This is a genomic window from Brevundimonas sp., assembly GCF_046293315.1.
In the GTDB taxonomy this organism is placed as follows: domain Bacteria; phylum Pseudomonadota; class Alphaproteobacteria; order Caulobacterales; family Caulobacteraceae; genus Brevundimonas.
In genome coordinates, this window is sequence record NZ_JBKBPF010000009.1 from 111,159 (window position 1) to 126,035 (window position 14,877).

General features: G+C 67.4%; 17 protein-coding genes and 1 tRNA gene. 6 read left to right on the plus strand and 12 right to left on the minus strand.

Features of this window, described 5'->3' with window-relative positions:
- Nucleotides 1-31 precede the first annotated feature (31 nt).
- The 10 genes from ACK4SE_RS09915 to ACK4SE_RS09960 all read right to left on the minus strand — a co-directional run bounded on the left by ACK4SE_RS09915 (nt 32) and on the right by ACK4SE_RS09960 (nt 7,852).
- Nucleotides 32-967 (minus strand): FecR family protein, encoded by a 936-nt coding sequence (locus ACK4SE_RS09915; RefSeq protein ID WP_409691896.1) that lies wholly within the window; start codon nt 965-967, stop codon nt 32-34.
- Nucleotides 891-1,511, minus strand: a complete 621-nt coding sequence (locus tag ACK4SE_RS09920; protein ID WP_409691899.1) for an RNA polymerase sigma factor — start codon at nt 1,509-1,511, stop codon at nt 891-893. The genes ACK4SE_RS09915 and ACK4SE_RS09920 overlap by 77 nt, the downstream gene beginning before the upstream one ends.
- A gap of 211 nt (nt 1,512-1,722) precedes the next feature.
- A tRNA-Ser gene (locus tag ACK4SE_RS09925) sits at nt 1,723-1,812 on the minus strand.
- A gap of 84 nt (nt 1,813-1,896) precedes the next feature.
- A complete protein-coding gene (locus tag ACK4SE_RS09930; RefSeq protein WP_409691902.1) occupies nt 1,897-2,847 on the minus strand; it encodes an NUDIX hydrolase in 951 nt (316 codons plus the stop codon).
- Between the two features lie 2 nt (nt 2,848-2,849).
- The gene (locus ACK4SE_RS09935) at nt 2,850-3,443 is read right to left on the minus strand and encodes a YfbR-like 5'-deoxynucleotidase (protein WP_409692008.1); all 594 of its coding nucleotides are present in this window, start codon (nt 3,441-3,443) and stop codon (nt 2,850-2,852) included.
- A gap of 124 nt (nt 3,444-3,567) precedes the next feature.
- Nucleotides 3,568-4,383 (minus strand): methyltransferase type 11, encoded by an 816-nt coding sequence (locus ACK4SE_RS09940; protein WP_409691904.1) that lies wholly within the window; start codon nt 4,381-4,383, stop codon nt 3,568-3,570.
- Between the two features lie 86 nt (nt 4,384-4,469).
- Nucleotides 4,470-5,330: an AAA family ATPase gene (locus tag ACK4SE_RS09945; protein ID WP_409691907.1), complete on the minus strand. Its 861-nt coding sequence runs from the start codon at nt 5,328-5,330 to the stop codon at nt 4,470-4,472.
- 62 nt (nt 5,331-5,392) lie between these two features.
- Nucleotides 5,393-5,584, minus strand: a complete 192-nt coding sequence (locus ACK4SE_RS09950; RefSeq protein WP_409691910.1) for a hypothetical protein — start codon at nt 5,582-5,584, stop codon at nt 5,393-5,395.
- The gene (locus ACK4SE_RS09955) at nt 5,584-6,006 is read right to left on the minus strand and encodes a hypothetical protein (protein ID WP_409691913.1); all 423 of its coding nucleotides are present in this window, start codon (nt 6,004-6,006) and stop codon (nt 5,584-5,586) included. The genes ACK4SE_RS09950 and ACK4SE_RS09955 overlap by 1 nt, the downstream gene beginning before the upstream one ends.
- A gap of 37 nt (nt 6,007-6,043) precedes the next feature.
- The gene (locus tag ACK4SE_RS09960) at nt 6,044-7,852 is read right to left on the minus strand and encodes a tetratricopeptide repeat protein (protein WP_409691916.1); all 1,809 of its coding nucleotides are present in this window, start codon (nt 7,850-7,852) and stop codon (nt 6,044-6,046) included.
- A gap of 123 nt (nt 7,853-7,975) precedes the next feature.
- Between ACK4SE_RS09960 and flbT the strand changes: the two genes are divergently transcribed.
- From flbT to ACK4SE_RS09975, 3 genes are all read left to right on the plus strand, one after another.
- A complete protein-coding gene (gene flbT, locus ACK4SE_RS09965) occupies nt 7,976-8,395 on the plus strand; it encodes a flagellar biosynthesis repressor FlbT (RefSeq protein WP_409691919.1) in 420 nt (139 codons plus the stop codon).
- Nucleotides 8,361-8,729, plus strand: coding sequence for a flagellar biosynthesis regulator FlaF (gene flaF / locus ACK4SE_RS09970; protein WP_409691921.1), 369 nt, complete (start codon nt 8,361-8,363; stop codon nt 8,727-8,729). Before flbT ends, flaF begins: the two co-directional genes overlap by 35 nt.
- Nucleotides 8,730-9,224: 495 nt before the next feature.
- Nucleotides 9,225-10,049 carry a flagellin gene (locus ACK4SE_RS09975; RefSeq protein WP_409691924.1) on the plus strand — a complete coding sequence of 275 codons (825 nt, stop codon included), beginning with the start codon at nt 9,225-9,227 and terminating at the stop codon, nt 10,047-10,049.
- Between the two features lie 70 nt (nt 10,050-10,119).
- Here ACK4SE_RS09975 and ACK4SE_RS09980 read toward each other — a convergent pair whose 3' ends face one another.
- Nucleotides 10,120-10,608: a hypothetical protein gene (locus ACK4SE_RS09980; RefSeq protein ID WP_409691926.1), complete on the minus strand. Its 489-nt coding sequence runs from the start codon at nt 10,606-10,608 to the stop codon at nt 10,120-10,122.
- 182 nt (nt 10,609-10,790) lie between these two features.
- On the opposite strand from ACK4SE_RS09980, the gene ACK4SE_RS09985 reads away from it, so the two are divergent.
- Complete coding sequence (locus ACK4SE_RS09985) at nt 10,791-12,275, plus strand: inorganic phosphate transporter (protein WP_409691929.1); 1,485 nt, start codon at nt 10,791-10,793, stop codon at nt 12,273-12,275.
- Here the strand turns inward: ACK4SE_RS09985 and ACK4SE_RS09990 are convergent.
- Nucleotides 12,245-12,796, minus strand: a complete 552-nt coding sequence (locus tag ACK4SE_RS09990) for an NUDIX hydrolase (RefSeq protein ID WP_409691932.1) — start codon at nt 12,794-12,796, stop codon at nt 12,245-12,247. The genes ACK4SE_RS09985 and ACK4SE_RS09990 overlap by 31 nt on opposite strands.
- 138 nt (nt 12,797-12,934) lie before the next feature.
- Here ACK4SE_RS09990 and ACK4SE_RS09995 point away from each other — a divergent pair, with 138 nt between their 5' ends.
- Together ACK4SE_RS09995 and ACK4SE_RS10000 are read left to right on the plus strand one after the other, a co-directional pair.
- Nucleotides 12,935-13,756 carry a polysaccharide deacetylase family protein gene (locus tag ACK4SE_RS09995; RefSeq protein ID WP_409691935.1) on the plus strand — a complete coding sequence of 274 codons (822 nt, stop codon included), beginning with the start codon at nt 12,935-12,937 and terminating at the stop codon, nt 13,754-13,756.
- A 97-nt stretch (nt 13,757-13,853) separates the two neighbouring features.
- Nucleotides 13,854-14,873: a hypothetical protein gene (locus ACK4SE_RS10000; RefSeq protein ID WP_409691937.1), complete on the plus strand. Its 1,020-nt coding sequence runs from the start codon at nt 13,854-13,856 to the stop codon at nt 14,871-14,873.
- Nucleotides 14,874-14,877 lie beyond the last annotated feature (4 nt).

Below are 14,877 nucleotides of genomic sequence, written 5' to 3' on the forward strand. Positions count from 1 at the left end.
CCTGCTAAGACGAAGTCGACGCTCGACTCCGCTATCCGGCAGTCGACATTCTTTCGATAAGAATGCGATCGCCTTGGACCGAGGCTGTCAGGTCAAAGCCGCTTTCAAGCGCCCTGAGGAACGGCTCGGGCCGCACGGTCTCGAAGCGACCGCCGATGCGGATTGCGCCGATGTCCTCGTCCGCGAGCACCAGCTTGCGATCGAGATAGCGATTGTACTCGGCCACGGCCTCGCTGAGCGTCTCGCCGGTGAAGACGATTTCGCCCCGACGCCAGGCGGTCGCGGCGCCCAGGTCCGGCTCGGGCTGAGGCGTGGGCCGCGCGCCGCGCGCCAGGCTGAGCCTCTGACCCCGCTGGGCGAGGGGCGCAGCAGCGGCGCCCGAGACCCGCGCGCCGCCGTCCAGCACCAGGACCTCCGGCTCCTCGCCCAGAGACCGGGTGGAGTAGGCCCCCGGTGCGAGCAGGACCTTCTCACGCGCCAGGTTCAGCGTCACGCCGTTGAGCGCCTCGCCGTCGATGAACAGGGCTGCCTCGCCCTTCTCAAGCCAGACCTCGCCATCGCGGCCCCGGACTTCCCAGGACAGGCGGCTGTCGGTGTTCAGTTCGATCGTCAGGCCCGGCGCCGCCTCGAAACGCCGCATCTCGCCCACGGCTGTCGCGGCATGGGCGCGTCCGTCGCGCAGCACCGCGGCCATGCCGGCCAGCGTCAGGACCGGGCCGGCGACCGCCGCCGCGCGCAGGAGGGCTCGCCGACTTGGCGCCCGGGCGGGTGAGGCGGGGACCGGGACGGACTCGCGCGCCTGGTCCCGGCCCAAGGTCTCCCAGGCGGCGACCGCTTCTGCAAAGGCGACGGCGCGGCGCGGATCGGCGTCCCGCCAGAGGGCGAATTCCTCAGGCCGAGCAGTCCCGGCGTCCAGACTCGCCAGCCAGTCCGCCGCCTCCGCTCTGAGATCTCCGTCCCTGGTCACCGCCGCCGTCATCCCTGTTGATCGTCGTCTCTTCGCCGTTGAGGGCCTCCATGACAAGGCGCAGCCCCTTCGACAGATGCTTCTCGACTGTAGAGACGGACAGGCCCAGACGATCCGCTATCTGACGAACCGTCAGCTCTTCGAATTTCCGCATCTCCAGGCATTTGCGGCACTGGGACGGAAGGGCCGCCATGGCCGCCCGGACCGTCCGCAGCCGTTCGTGGGACGCTATGGCCTGAAAGGCGTCGGGCTGGTCGTCCTCGACCGACAGCAGCGCCTCGTCCCCACGGCGGTCGAACGGCGCCAGCCGAGCCTGACGTAGCCGATCGATCGCGATGTTGCGAACCACCATCAACACGTACGCCCGCGGTCGCGTGATGGCTCGCCAGTCGGGTGCGGCGATGACCCTCGCGTAGGCTTCCTGGACGATGTCCCGGGCCGCTTCAGGATCCGTGGCCCAGCGGCGTGCCTGGCGCAGATAGGCCGGCGCGTGGGGCAGCACCTGATCGATGAACCATCGATCGATCTCCCTCACTAACGCCATAGATACGCCCCGCTCCTGCAACACGGCAGGGTTAGGCCCCGAGCGTCACGGATCACTGACGGAAATGTCTCCGTTTCATGACCGGGAAACCTTACGTTCTGACCGTCAGGTGGACGCTCCGCAGCTCCTCGCCCGCAGCCAAATCAAGAAATCTAGCAGAATGAAGCTAACGACGCGTCTGGGGCGCATCCGGATGCGGTTCATTCAGCAGTGGCGGAGAGGGTGGGATTCGAACCCACGGTACGCTTCCACGTACGCCGCATTTCGAGTGCGGTACATTCGACCACTCTGCCACCTCTCCGCGGTCGCTGTTTCCCCAAGGGGTGGTCGAGCGAGGCGGGATACCTAATCGCCTCGGGCGTTTCCCGCAAGCGTTCCGTTGCGATTATCGCTGGCCGGGCAGGGACAGGCCCGTGACGCCGCCGCCGGAGGCTTCGGGGCCCCGGTACCGATAGAGTTCGGCGGGCCGTCCGCCGGTGGCCGCGCTCAGCCGTCCGGTGGGTTCGACCAGGCCGGTGCGCTCCACGCCGCGGCGGAAATTCTGTTTGTGCAGGGACAGGCCCGACACCGCCTCGGCGGCGGCCTGAAGCTGGGACAGGGTGAAGGTGTCGGCGGTCAGGTCGAACAGGACCGGACGATATTTCATCTTGCTGCGCAGCCGCGCCAGGGCGGTGGCCAGGATGCGGCGGTGGTCCGACACCATGGCGCGCCCGGGCAGGGGGGCGGGGGCCTGATCGTGGTCGCGGCCTGCCTCCGGGGCCAGACCGGCCTCGTACAGCAGTTCATAACGTTCCAGCACTTGCTGCTCGTTCCAGCGCGCGCCCGGCTTGAGCGCGAACAGGCGCTCGGCACGGGCGGTGCGGACGGCGGCGTCCTTGGAGGCGGCCCAGGCCCTCAGCGGGGTCGCCAGCACCTGATCGATGACGGCGGGACGACCGTCGCGCCAGTCTTCCCACGGAAAGAAGTCCAGCACCGGGGTCCAGGCTGCGCCCGGCCCGGCCACTGCGCTGGCGTCAGGGGTCAGGGCAAGGTAGCCCACCGAGACCACCCGCCGGGCGCCCACGCCCATCTCGGCGCGCGGTGATTCCCGGCCCGCGTCGCCGAAGGTGTAGAGTTGCTCCACATAGCCGAGCGGAAAAGTGGTCTGCTCGGCTACGAAGTCGCGCAAGGCTAGCTCGAAGGTGCGGTGACGGGCTGGCTCGAACGGTCCGAAGGGCAGGCCGGCGCCGTCGGGGCCGCTCCCGGTGGTCAGTACCACCGCCTCGCCGTCACGCAGCGCGAACACCACCACCGACAGTCCGATCAGCACACCCTGGTCCTGAACGGCGCGGTCCATGCTCACTCCGTGTGCCAGGCGTCGGCGGCGGGCAGAACGCCCATTGCCCCGGCCAGCACCTTGTACCGTTCCAGATACCGCGCCTGGGCCTGACCCGCGGGCAGGGGCTGGATCAGCAGATCATACTCCGGCGGTGGGGCGCCGAACAGGCGCAGGGATTCCTTGCGGTCGAACCCGGCCAGCTGGGTCGCCTCGAAGAAGGCGCAGGCGCGGTCGGCCTTCTTGATCAGGGTCTTGATGGCCCCGGGCGATTTCGGCGGCAGGCCGAACCGCAGGTGGATGGCGCTCTCCAGCCGCGCCTCGAATTCCTTGTAGTTGAAGCCCAGGGCCGATTTGAAAGGCGAGATCATGTCGCCGATGACGTATTCGGACGCATCATGCAGCAGGGCCGCCAGCCGCCATTTGGGCGCGATGTCCGGCTGGATGTGGGCCACGATCTCCTCGACCACCACACTGTGCTGGGCCACGGAGAAGGCGTGGTCGCCGATGGTCTGGCCGTTCCAGCGGGCCACGCGGGCCAGGCCGTGGGCGATGTCCTCGATCTCGATGTCGAAGGGCGAGGGGTCCAGCAGGTCCAGCCGCCGCCCGGACAGCATCCGCTGCCACGCCCGCGGCGCCTTTTCGCTGGTCGTCTTTCGCGCCTGGGCCAAGATCACTCCGTCGGTTCGAGGCCCTCGGACGTGACGCATTCGGGCACGGCGATCAAGCCCGCCGTCCGGCTTATTCCCCGACGTTCAGGCGGACCAGCGACTTGGCGGCGTCGAAGACCTCGTCCTCGCGGCGCTCCTTGCTGCGGACCAGCGCCACCACCACGGGGCCGCCCTCGGGGCCCCGCGCTTCGTAGCCCACCAGCCGCCAGCCCAGATCGGAGCCCCGCTCGTCCACCAGAATGTAGGTGGCGCGGATTCCGTTGGCGGTGTCGCGGGTGCGTATCTCCACGGCCTCGTCCTGGGCGCGAATTCGGACGGCCTCGTTGTCGCTGCTGATGTTGACGCGGTCGCCCGTATCGTCGCTGCGGATGCTGATGCCGCCCACGCGGACACTGGACTGGCCGCCGTCGGTGTCGATGCTGATGCCGGGAAGGCGGACGGTGGCGGTTTCCCCCTCCGCCTGGATGCTGACGCCGGGCACGCGCACGTCCACCTCGCCGTCACCGGCGTAGGCCGCGATGTCCACGCCCTGTGCCGTCGCTGAGGCCGCGCCGCCGACGCGGTCGATGGCCGCGGGCAGCAGCCCTTGAATCTCGGTCTCGAGACGATCGAGCGCGGCCAGGTCGCCGCCGTCCAGCGTCACCAGACGCAACGTCACCTGTGACCCTCGCGGGCCGGTATATTCGCAGGACAGGCCATCGGCCGCCGGTGCCCCGCGGCGGGTCAGCACGTCATGACTCTGGGGGCACTGCAGCGTGTCCGCCACCCGCAGGACGCCGCTGGTGCCGGCGTCCTGGTCAGCGTCGCGCGAGATGCGGATCGGCGGTTCGGAATCGCAGCCCGCAACCAGGGCGACGAGACAGATCGGAATGATGAGGGCGCGCATGGTGTCGGCTCCTGTTTCAGCCCTATTGTGCGCTGGGGGTTTTCATACGCCAGTGAAATCGCCGTAACAGGCCCTGCCGGAACGTCTCATCCGCCCGGTCGCCCGCCCTCGCGGCGCTGGAGGAACGCCAGCCGCTCGAACAGGTGCACGTCCTGCTCGTTCTTCAGAAGGGCGCCGTGCAGGGGCGGGATCAGCCGCTTGGGGTCGCGCTCGGCCAAGGTCTCCGGCGACACGTCGTCGGCCAGCAGCAGCTTGAGCCAATCCAGCAGCTCGGAGGTTGAGGGCTTCTTCTTCAGGCCCGGCGTGTCGCGTATCTGGTAGAAGGTCTTCAGCGCCTCGGAGACCAGACGCGGCTTCAGGCCGGGATAGTGCACCTCGACGATGGCCTTCATGGTCTCTTCGTCGGGGAAGCGGATATAGTGGAAGAAGCAGCGGCGCAGGAACGCGTCGGGCAACTCCTTCTCATTGTTCGAGGTGATGATGACCACTGGGCGGATCTCGGCGCGGATCGTCTCGTCCGTCTCGTGGACGTAGAATTCCATCCGGTCCAGCTCCTGCAACAGGTCGTTGGGGAACTCGATGTCGGCCTTGTCGATCTCGTCGATCAGCAGCACGGGCCGTTGTGGCGCCTGGAACGCCTCCCACAGCTTGCCGCGCTTTAGATAGTTGCGCACATCGTGCACGCGGGCGTCGCCGAGCTGGCTGTCGCGCAGGCGGCTGACGGCGTCGTATTCATACAGGCCCTGGTGGGCCCTGGTGGTGGACTTTATGTGCCAGGTGATCAACGGCGCGCCCAGCGCCTCGGCCAGCTCATAGGCCAGAACCGTCTTGCCGGTGCCGGGCTCGCCCTTGATCAACAGCGGCCGCTCCAGGGTCACGGCCGCATTGACCGCCACCTTCAGGTCATCGGTGGCGATATAGTTATGGGTGCCCTGGAACCGATCCATTCATCCACTCCGTCCATGCGAGACCAGAGGGGGTAGCGGATCAGGACGCACCTGAACAGGGTTCAGGTGATGCGTTTGGGAGTCGCAGGGTCGCTGGCGGGGAAGGTTTCCTCCACTGCTTCGTCAACCAGGCCTTCCTGCCGATCCTCGGCCGTGCGGTCCTTGTCCTTCAGATGATCGGGCTTGCCCTCTTCCGGCGTGATCTTGCGGGCGTAGGGGGCATCGATATCGTCTTCGCGTTTGCGATCGTTCATCAGGCTTCCTTTTGGGGTTGTTCGTCGGGGCCATAGCCCAGGGCGTCGATGTCGTCGTCGTCCAGGGTGCGGGATTCCCAGTGCGCGGCCGAGCCTTGCGCCCCCTGGACGTTGCGCATCAGGCCAGAGGGCACCAGCTCGATCTCGTCGGCGCCGTATTCGCCGTCGCTCTCGATGTCCTGCTCGTTCAGGGGCTGAGCTCCGTCATCCAGCCGGGCGTCGGCCTCGGGATCGACGCCGTCCAGGGCCTGGACATCCTCCAGCTCCAGATCATCGTCACCGGCGTCGCCCGCTTCCTGGGTGACGTCCAGAACGTCCATCTCCTCAAGGGTGATGTCGCCATCGCCCTCATCGTCCAGATGGGTCTCGTCGAAGGTTTCCGACTGATCCTGCTCGTCGGGTTGTTCCAGCGGTTCGGCCATGGTTTCGGCTCCCTTGTGGGAGTGAAACGTGCGCAGATCAGGCGGCGTTCCGGCGGGCCGAAGATATTCGCGCCAGTTCGGCGGCCATCTCCGCCATCACCCCGTCCCAGCGCCCGAAAGAGCCCGCCGCCCAGCCCCGCATGCGCGGATAGAAGGGATAGGTCTTGCCCGTGCCCAGCAGGTGCCAGTCGTCCGGGGCCTGGATCATCCAGGTGTTAGCCCCCACGGCCGCAGCGATGTTGGTCCCGGCGATGCCCGGGCCGATCACCAGATCCAGCGCCACCGACAGGGCCGCCACGTCCTCCAGGTCGTCCTTGAGGTTGATGGGCGGGGTCCAGATATTCAAGCCCTCCGCCTCGGCCTGGGCCAGCTCGGCGGCGGTGTCGCCGCACTGCAGGTTGACCATCACGCAGCCGGGCGTGGTCAGCACCGGCCGCCACTGGTCGAAGGGCGAGAAATAGCGCGACCGCACGCCCTTCAGCACCAGACTCTTCCAGTGCAGGCCCACCTTGAAGCCGTCGCCCAGCGCCGCCAGCTCACCCCGCCAGCGCGCCACGCGCTCCGGGTCAGGGGTGATGTAGCCCGCGTGATCCGGAAACGCCTCGACGTTCGGGCGGAACGGGGCCATCAGGCTGGCCAGCGGCAGCCAGCCGTCCACTGCCCCCTGATCCTTCATGAAGGGGGCGAAGCGGATCAACTGTCCGGCCTTGCGCACCGCCTGGTGGGCCCCGACTACGGTCTGGGGGAAGCTGCGCTGGAAAATCGACACCAGCCGCGGCTCCACCGCAAGGAACACCTTGCCCTGCGGCCCCACCGCCCGGATCAGGTCGGGGACCATGTTGGCGAAGAGGAACTCATCGGCGATGCCCTGCTCGCCGATCGCCAGGATGCGCTTGCCGTCCAGCGGCTGATCCGGCGTCCAGCACGGACCGTCCGCCACGATGATCATGGCGTCCGGCAGGGCCGGGTCCTGCCGAATTTCATAGATGTCATAAGCGTCCTTCAGGCGACCGGACCCCAACAAGGTCAGGGCCCGCGCCATGGTCATCATGGCGGTCTCGTACCCCGGCGCCGCGTAGGGCAGGGCGGCCTCGATGTCCTCCAGCGCGCCCTCGAAATCCCCCAACGGCTGCCGCGCATTGCCCCGGTTGTACCGCGCCTTGGCGAAGTCCGGCTGCAGGCGCAAGGCTTCGTCATAGAAGGTCAGGGCCGTGCCCATGTCGCCCTGGTCGCCGAGCACCGTGCCCAGGGTGTTCCACATGAGCGCGCTGTCCGGCGCGGTCTGCAGTCGGGCGCGCAGCACCTCGATCGCCTCGTCATACCGGTTCCGGTCGCGCAGGACGCAGGCCAGGTTGTTGATCGCCTCGATGTGGTCGGGGTCCGCCGCCAGATAGTGTCGCAGCAGCTTTTCGGCGATCTCCAGATAGCCCAGCCGCTGGGCCAACCGCGCCAGGTCCTGGGCCACCGCCGTGTCGCTGGGCAGCAGCTTCAGCGCGGCCTCATAGGCGTTCAGCGCCTGGACCACATCCCCGGCTTTCTCGCGCGCGATTGCCAGCACGTGCCACGCCAGCCCGTTCTGGCTGTCCAGCTCCAGCGCTTTCAGGGCCCTCTTGCTGGCGCCCTCATAGTCATGGACGCGCACGTCGGCTACGGCGGCCTTCAACTGGAACAGAACGGCCCGCGCCTGCTTCTTCGCCTTTCCCTCGCTCTTCGCCTTTCCCCCGTCCTTCGCCAGAATCCGCGACAGACGGCCCATGGCTTCGGGCGAGGCGGCGTCTCCCGCGGCGGCGTCGGCGGCGCGGGCCAGTCCCGGCAGGGCGGCGGGCGCCTCGAATGCGATGCTCAACTCTGACCTCCTGGACCGGGATTCCCCTTCATGCTGCCGTCCGAACCACAAGGGATGGTTAACCACGTCTGTTTAATCAGTGTCAGGCGAGCCTCGATAGGACTGGGGCGCGGGAGGGTCGTCATGCCGCTGAAACTGTCGCTGAAGCCGGGTGAGAAATTCGTCCTGAACGGGGCCGTCGTCCAGAACGGCGACCGCCGGGGCGTGCTCCTGCTCCAGAACAAGGCCTCGGTCCTTCGCGAGAAGGACATCATGCAGGCCGACGAGGTGACCAGCCCGGCGCGCCGCATCTATTTCCCGGTCATGATGATGTACCTGGACGAATCCGCGGCGGAAAAATTCTACGACGAGTTCGCCATGCGCCTGTCGGAGTTCATGGGCGCCACCCGCAATCCGGAAATCATGGCCGACTGCGTCGCCGCCTCGCGGCACGTCATGGCCCGCGAATACTACAAGGCCCTGATGGCCGCCCGCAAACTGGTTGAATACGAAGAGTCGAGGATCGGCGATGTCGCTGCAGGCCTACAAGACGGCGACCGCTAGGGCGGAAAACCCGCGCGAGGCGGAATACCGCCTGTTCGGCCAGGTTACGCGAGCGCTCATGGAAGCCTCGCGCGCCGACCCGAGCGACATCCAGACCCGCATCGACGCCCTCGACTGGAATCGGCGCCTCTGGTCGACCCTGGCCACAGACTGTTCCAATCCCGACAACAGCCTGCCTGCGCCGCTGCGCGCCCAGCTTATCTCCATCAGTCTGTTCGTCAGCCGCCACTCCTCGGCGGTCATGCGCCGCGAAGAGGATTTCGAGCCGCTGATCGACATCAACAAGATGATCATGCAGGGCCTGGCTGCGGCCACAGGCGCCCAGGCGGCCTGACGCCCAATCCTCCCCCATCGGGGGAGGGGGACCATGCGCAGCATGGTGGAGGGGGCTGGCCCGGGGTATGCTGATCAACAGCCCCGCGCCATCGTCGATTCAGCCCAGCCCTCACCCGCGGAGCCCGGCTTCAGCCCCCTCCGTCACGGCCGCTATCGCGCCCGCGCCACCTCCCCCGATGGGGGAGGATGTGCCGACTTCGTCCCGCATTTTCCGGGCCCAATGCATGGCCGGACAAGGCTTCGCGAAAATTCTTCGCCCATTTTTCCTTCCCATCACCCCGCAACGACGGGCGCCCTGGCGTGGGCGCCATCGGCAAAACCTTCCGCAGGGGCCCGGCAGAAATCGCGCGTTCGCGGGGGTGGCGTTGTTATTGTCTTGATAATCAAACCTCTGACGTCGGCCTGATCCTTGCGAGGGCGTGCGCGAGCCAGAACCGGCTCAACGGCCAGAAGGCTGTTTTCACTCCCCGACCAGAATGGAAGGACCGCCGACATGAACTCGGTGAACGTCAACGTGGGCGCGATGATCGCGCTCCAGAACCTGAACAAGACCAACCAGGACCTGGCTACCACACAGAACCGCATCAACACCGGGATGAAGGTTGCGTCCGCCAAGGACAATGGCTCGATCTGGGCCATCGCCCAGGGGCAGCGCGCCGAGCTCGGAGCCCTGAATGCGGTTTCTCAATCGCTGGCCCGCGGCACGTCCGCGGTCGACGTGGCCATGGCTGCGGGCGAGACGGTGTCGGATCTCCTGGTGCAGATGAAGGAGAAGGCCCTCGCGGCGACCGACGAGACCCTGACCAGCTCCTCCCGCGAAGCGCTCGCCGAGGACTTCGAAGCCCTGCGCGACCAGATTTCCAGTGTGGTCGTCAATGCCGAGTTCAACGGGGTCAACCTGCTGAACACCGGCGCCACCGGTTTCGAGGCTCTCGCGGACGCCAGCGGCGCGCTGCGGCTCACCGTCGCGGCCGAAGTGATGGCGCTGGGCGGGACCATCGTGTCGATCGGCGTCAGCCAGACCATCACCGCCATGTCCGACGCCGCCACGGCGCTGGACGATGTGAACGACTCCATCGCCGCCGTGTCCGCCGCCCTGGCGCGGATGGGCACGAAATCCAAGGCGCTGGAGACGCACACGACCTTCGTCGGCAAGCTTCAGGATGCCCTGGAGGCCGGCGTTGGGAACCTGGTGGATGCGGACCTGGCGAAGGAAAGCGCAAGGCTCCAGGCGCTGCAGACGAAGCAGCAACTGGGTGTTCAGGCGCTGGGCATCGCCAATCAGGCGCCGCAGATGCTTCTGGGTCTGTTCCGCTAGGTCGTGTTCAGGATCAAGCGCCGGACGTGCGGAGCCTTCGGGCCCTGCCGTCCGGCGTTCCTCTTTTAGGTCAGCGAATGGTCGAGGGATCGCACTCGCTGATCACGCCGCGCTGGCACGCCTCGACCCGCCGCCGCCATGCGGCTAGGCTCGTCTCGTGCTCCCGCTGGCGGCGCACCACCTCGGCCTCATAGGCCGCCTGCTCGGCCTGGTGTTCGGCTTCCAGCCGCTCCACCCACGCCTGATGGTCGCGCAGGCCCTGTTCGTATTCGGCCTGGGCCGAGGCGTTGGTCTGGCGCACGGACTGGTTATAGGCCTCGACCGCGGCGTTCAGCCGTTGGGTTTCCTCGGTCTCCGGGTCATAGGCGGGCTTGTCGACAACGGCGACGCCGGATGGGGCGGGTTGCACGGGGCGGGCCTCAGCAGGCGCAGGCGGCGGCGGGGGAGCTCGTTCCTGGACCGCCGGAGGATTGGCGAACAGGTCATCCACGGCGTCCTGCGCCATGGCGGGGAACGCAACCGCCAGGGTCGCTGCGGCCAGAAGGGAAATGCGGAGCATGATGTGTCGTCCTGGACCTCGACGCCGGGGTCGTTCCGGCGCTTCGTCGCTACAACGAGCATGACGCCCGAACCGTTGCAATATGCGGCGTGTCGTCCGCGCTCCCGGGTCGGGCTGTGCAAGGAACGACCCCTCTGCTAGTTGCGCCGTTTACGGATTAAATTTTCACACAAGCGAAGCTTTTGGCCAGGACCCTCGACAAGGATCTCAAGAAACTCGGCCGCCTGGAGACGGCGACCGCCGACCTGGGCCGCTCCCTCGCGCTCCCGGGCGTGGCGCTGATCTTCCTGCTCGCCGTGGCCCTGTTCGCCCTGCGCATCGCCGGGGTGGGCGACCTGGGCATCTACGTGGTCTTCGGCACGGTGGTGGCCGGCTACATGGCCCTGAACATCGGCGCCAACGACGTGGCCAACAACATGGCGCCGGCCGTGGGGTCCAAAGCCCTCAGCCTCACCGCCGCCCTGATCATCGCCGCCGTCTGCGAAGTCTCAGGGGCCTTGCTGGCCGGCGGCGGGGTTGTCGACACGATCTCCCGGGGAATCATCACCCCGTCGCCGGAGCTGGATGCCCAGAGCCTGATCCTGCTGATGACCTCCGCCCTGCTGGCGGGCGCCCTGTGGCTGAACCTCGCCACCATCCTCGGCGCGCCTGTCTCCACCACCCATTCTATCGTCGGCGCCGTGCTGGGATCGGGCATCGCGGCCTTCGGGGTGGGCGCGGTGGCCTGGCCCGTCATGGGCGGTATCGCCGCCAGCTGGATCATCTCACCGGTTCTGGGCGGGATCATCGCCGCCGCGCTGCTGGCCTTCATCAAGTGGCGCATCCTGTTCCGGCAGGACCGGGTCGCCGCGGCGCGCCGCTGGGTGCCGGTGCTGGTTGGCCTGATGGCGGGAGTGTTTACCCTCTACATGTTCGCCAAGGGGCTCAACCGGGTCTGGGCCCCGTCCACGCCCGTGGTGCTGATTGGCGGCGCCGCGATGACCGTGTTCGGCTGGGCGGGCTCACGGCCCTGGGTGCTGCGCAAGGCCGAGGGCATGGAGAACGCCAAGAAACAGGTGGCCACCCTGTTCGTGCCGCCCCTGATCCTGGCCGCGGCCCTGTTGTCTTTCGCCCACGGCGCCAATGACGTCGCCAATGCCGTGGGACCGCTGGCGGCCATCGTCGCTGCGGCCCAGTCCGGGTCGGCCGGGACGGGTACGGTGGCCCTGCCGGTCTGGGTGCTGATCGTGGGTGGGATCGGCATCTCGCTGGGCCTGGCCCTGTTCGGGCCGCGCCTGATCCGCACCGTAGGGGAGAAGATCACCCGCATGGACCCCATGCGCGCCTTCTGCGTGGCCCTGGCGGCGGGATCGACCGTGCTGGTGGCCTCCGTTCTCGGCCTGCCTGTGTCCTCTACCCACATCGCCATCGGCGGCATCTTCGGGGTCGGCCTGCTGCGCGAGGTCATGACCAATCGCGGCATGCGTCGCCGCAATGGAATCCCGTCGCCGGATAGCCTCTCCGTCACCCCGGAGGCGGCCGTCAAGGCGGAGACCAAGCGCCAGAACCGCCTCCTCGTGCGGCGCCAACATCTGTGGGGCATCGCCGCAGCCTGGGTCGTGACGGTGCCCGCGGTAGCGCTCCTGTCAGCGGGGATCTATCTGGTCCTGACCCGCTTCCTGGGGTGACGCCGTCGCTTGGCCGGTTTCCGGGGCCTGGCGTCGGCATCCGGCGCTGTTAGGTCGGCGTGCAGTTGGTCCAGCACCGCGATCAGCTCGGCGTTGTCGATCAGCCGCCGCGCCTGCCGATGCGTCGCCCAGTGCCGCCGGCGGCTGTGGCGCTCGGGCCAGTTTCCGGCCTGATCGTCAACCTTGAGGGGATAGAGGTCCACGGCGATCATACGCGTGCTGTGACGCTCGATCTTTTCCGTGCGGTATGTACCGATCGCCGCCTCGCCGATGTCTCCGCGCACCCCGGCTTCCTCCCAGGCCTCCTTGGCGGCCGAGGCGGCGGCGGTCATGTCCTGCTCAACCACACCCTTGGGGAAGATCCACCGGCCGGTGCGCCGGGAGGTGATGAGCAGATAGGTCGGCTCGTCTCCGGCCCAGGCATAGGGAATGGCGCCGCTCTGTACGGTGGAGGGAGCCCCCCCCTGGGAGCTGATTCGTCTGTGACGGGCCCGCAGCGCCCGCACGATGCGGCGTAACATCCGGTGACCCTAGTCCTGGTCTGCGAGTCGGGGGAGGGCCCAGGGCCGGTTCCGCCACGATTTCACAAATGAATGATTTTGACAGGCGTACGGGCCGCGCTCACCCTGCCGTCTGTCAGCGGAGAAGAGGAGGGCCTCGTGTCGCGTTCGGGGTTGTATTGCGCCTGTCGGGCCGCGCTCATCGTCTTCGCCGCCTCCGTGCCGGCCCCCGCCATCGCCTCTGCGGCCGGCTGGCCCGGCGGCGCGAGGGCGGCGGTGGTGCTGACCTATGACGACGCCCTGCCGTCGCAGCTGGCGAACGCCGTTCCCGATCTGGACGCCCGGGGCCTGAAAGGCGTCTTCTTTCTCAGCAATGTTCAGGCTGATGCCACGCCCGCCTGGCGTGCGGTGGCTGAGGGCGGGCACGAGCTGGCCAACCACACCATCTTTCACCCCTGCCTGGCAGAAACCTTCCCCGCCGACCCGCGCTACACCCTCGAAGCCTACACGCCCGACACCCTGATCCGCGAGATCGAGCGTCACAACGCCCTGCTGGCCGCGCTGGACGGCCGCGCAGAGCATGGCTTTGCATTGCCTTGCGATCAGACGGTGGCGGGCGGCGTCGATTATCTGGGGCCTCTGGGAGAGTCCGGCGTGGTCGCCTATTCGCGCGGCGGCGTCACCGATCTGGCCGACTGGTGGCCCGCCCCGGACCAGATCAACCGGATGCGGATTCCGGGACGCGGCTTCATCGAGATATCCACCGCAGAGGACCTGATCGCCTATGTGCAGGACGCCATCGACCGGGGCAGCATGGCGGTGTTCGTCTTCCACGGCGTCGGCGGTGACTATCTGAGCGTGGACCATGACGCCCACCGCACACTGCTGGCCTGGCTTTCAGACAATCGCGATCAGGTCTGGACCACGACATTCACGGAGCTGTTCGCCCACCTGGACGAGGGAACGACAACGCCCCGCTGAGCTCCAGGCGACGGCGCCGCCCTCCCGGATCGAACGGGAGATCTCCAGAGCTACAATCCGGACAAAGCCTGAGGCGTCGCAGAGCGCGCTGAAAGGCGTGCGCGCGTCGCGCGAATCCCCTTCAATAGTGACGTGTAACGAGAGGGAGCCAGATATGCGGGGCGAAATTCTGACCTTTGATGCGGCCACGAGAATGGTTGCGATCAGGGGGGACGACGGAAATCGCTATCTGTTCCCGGCCACGGCCATCCATGCCGGACTTACACCCCGCAGGGGGCAGCAGGTCGATTTCAGCCCCACGGAGGACGGCGCGCCTGGGGAAATCTTCATCCTGCAGAGCGGGGAGGGCGCTGCGGCCTCCACCCAGGGTGGATTTGATCTGGGCCGTGTGATCAGTCGGACCTTTGCGGCGATCCGCGACAACTGGCTGGTGCTGCTCGTCGCCTCGATCGTGCTGGTCGGTCTGCCGAGCACCTTGTCGGCCGTGGGCCAGACTTTTTTCTGGAGCGGCGATTCCACAGGGACGGGCGTTGTTTTCGTCGTCCTCGGCTCCCTGCTCTACCTGATCGGCTTCTTCATGCTGCAGGGGACAGCGGTCAAGGCTGCGGTGGACGGCTTCAACGGAAAGAAGACAGGCCTGAGCGACGCTCTGGGCGTCGGCGTGAGGGCATTCTTTCCGTTGCTGGGGCTCGGGATCCTGGCCAGTCTCGGCATGGGGTTCGCCTTCGTTCTGCTCATCGTGCCGGGCGTCATCCTGGCTGTCCTGTGGTCGGTGGCCGCCCCGGCCGTCGTTGTCGAGAAGCGGGGCGTCCTGGAGAGCTTTCAGCGAAGCCGGGACCTCACGCGAGGCTATCGGTGGAACGTGTTCGGTTTGCTCGTCATCTATATCATCCTGACCTGGATCCTGGGCGCGGCGATCGCGGCCGTCAGCTTCGCCGCCGGCGGCACGATCACCGGCGGCAGCGGTCCCAACCTGTGGGTCAATCTTCTCACCGGACCGGTCGTGAATGTGCTGTCAGGAGTGATCGCTTCGGCAGGGGTGGCGTCGCTGTATTATGAGTTGCGCTCGGTCAAGGAAGGCGCGGGGCCGGAAAGTCTGGCCGCAGTGTTCGACTGACGCT

What these genes read in the sequence shown, in the direction of transcription:
- ACK4SE_RS09920 (WP_409691899.1), bottom strand. Translation starts at nt 1,511, where the DNA reads ATGGCGTTAGTGAGGGAGATCGATCGATGGTTCATCGATCAGGTGCTG.
- ACK4SE_RS09930 (WP_409691902.1), bottom strand. Translation starts at nt 2,847, where the DNA reads ATGGACCGCGCCGTTCAGGACCAGGGTGTGCTGATCGGACTGTCGGTG.
- ACK4SE_RS09935 (WP_409692008.1), bottom strand. Translation starts at nt 3,443, where the DNA reads ATGCTGTCCGGGCGGCGGCTGGACCTGCTGGACCCCTCGCCCTTCGAC.
- ACK4SE_RS09940 (WP_409691904.1), bottom strand. Translation starts at nt 4,383, where the DNA reads ATGCGCGCCCTCATCATTCCGATCTGTCTCGTCGCCCTGGTTGCGGGC.
- ACK4SE_RS09945 (WP_409691907.1), bottom strand. Translation starts at nt 5,330, where the DNA reads ATGGATCGGTTCCAGGGCACCCATAACTATATCGCCACCGATGACCTG.
- ACK4SE_RS09950 (WP_409691910.1), bottom strand. Translation starts at nt 5,584, where the DNA reads ATGAACGATCGCAAACGCGAAGACGATATCGATGCCCCCTACGCCCGC.
- ACK4SE_RS09955 (WP_409691913.1), bottom strand. Translation starts at nt 6,006, where the DNA reads ATGGCCGAACCGCTGGAACAACCCGACGAGCAGGATCAGTCGGAAACC.
- flbT (WP_409691919.1), top strand. Translation starts at nt 7,976, where the DNA reads ATGCCGCTGAAACTGTCGCTGAAGCCGGGTGAGAAATTCGTCCTGAAC.
- flaF (WP_409691921.1), top strand. Translation starts at nt 8,361, where the DNA reads ATGTCGCTGCAGGCCTACAAGACGGCGACCGCTAGGGCGGAAAACCCG.
- ACK4SE_RS09975 (WP_409691924.1), top strand. Translation starts at nt 9,225, where the DNA reads ATGAACTCGGTGAACGTCAACGTGGGCGCGATGATCGCGCTCCAGAAC.
- ACK4SE_RS09980 (WP_409691926.1), bottom strand. Translation starts at nt 10,608, where the DNA reads ATGCTCCGCATTTCCCTTCTGGCCGCAGCGACCCTGGCGGTTGCGTTC.
- ACK4SE_RS09990 (WP_409691932.1), bottom strand. Translation starts at nt 12,796, where the DNA reads ATGTTACGCCGCATCGTGCGGGCGCTGCGGGCCCGTCACAGACGAATC.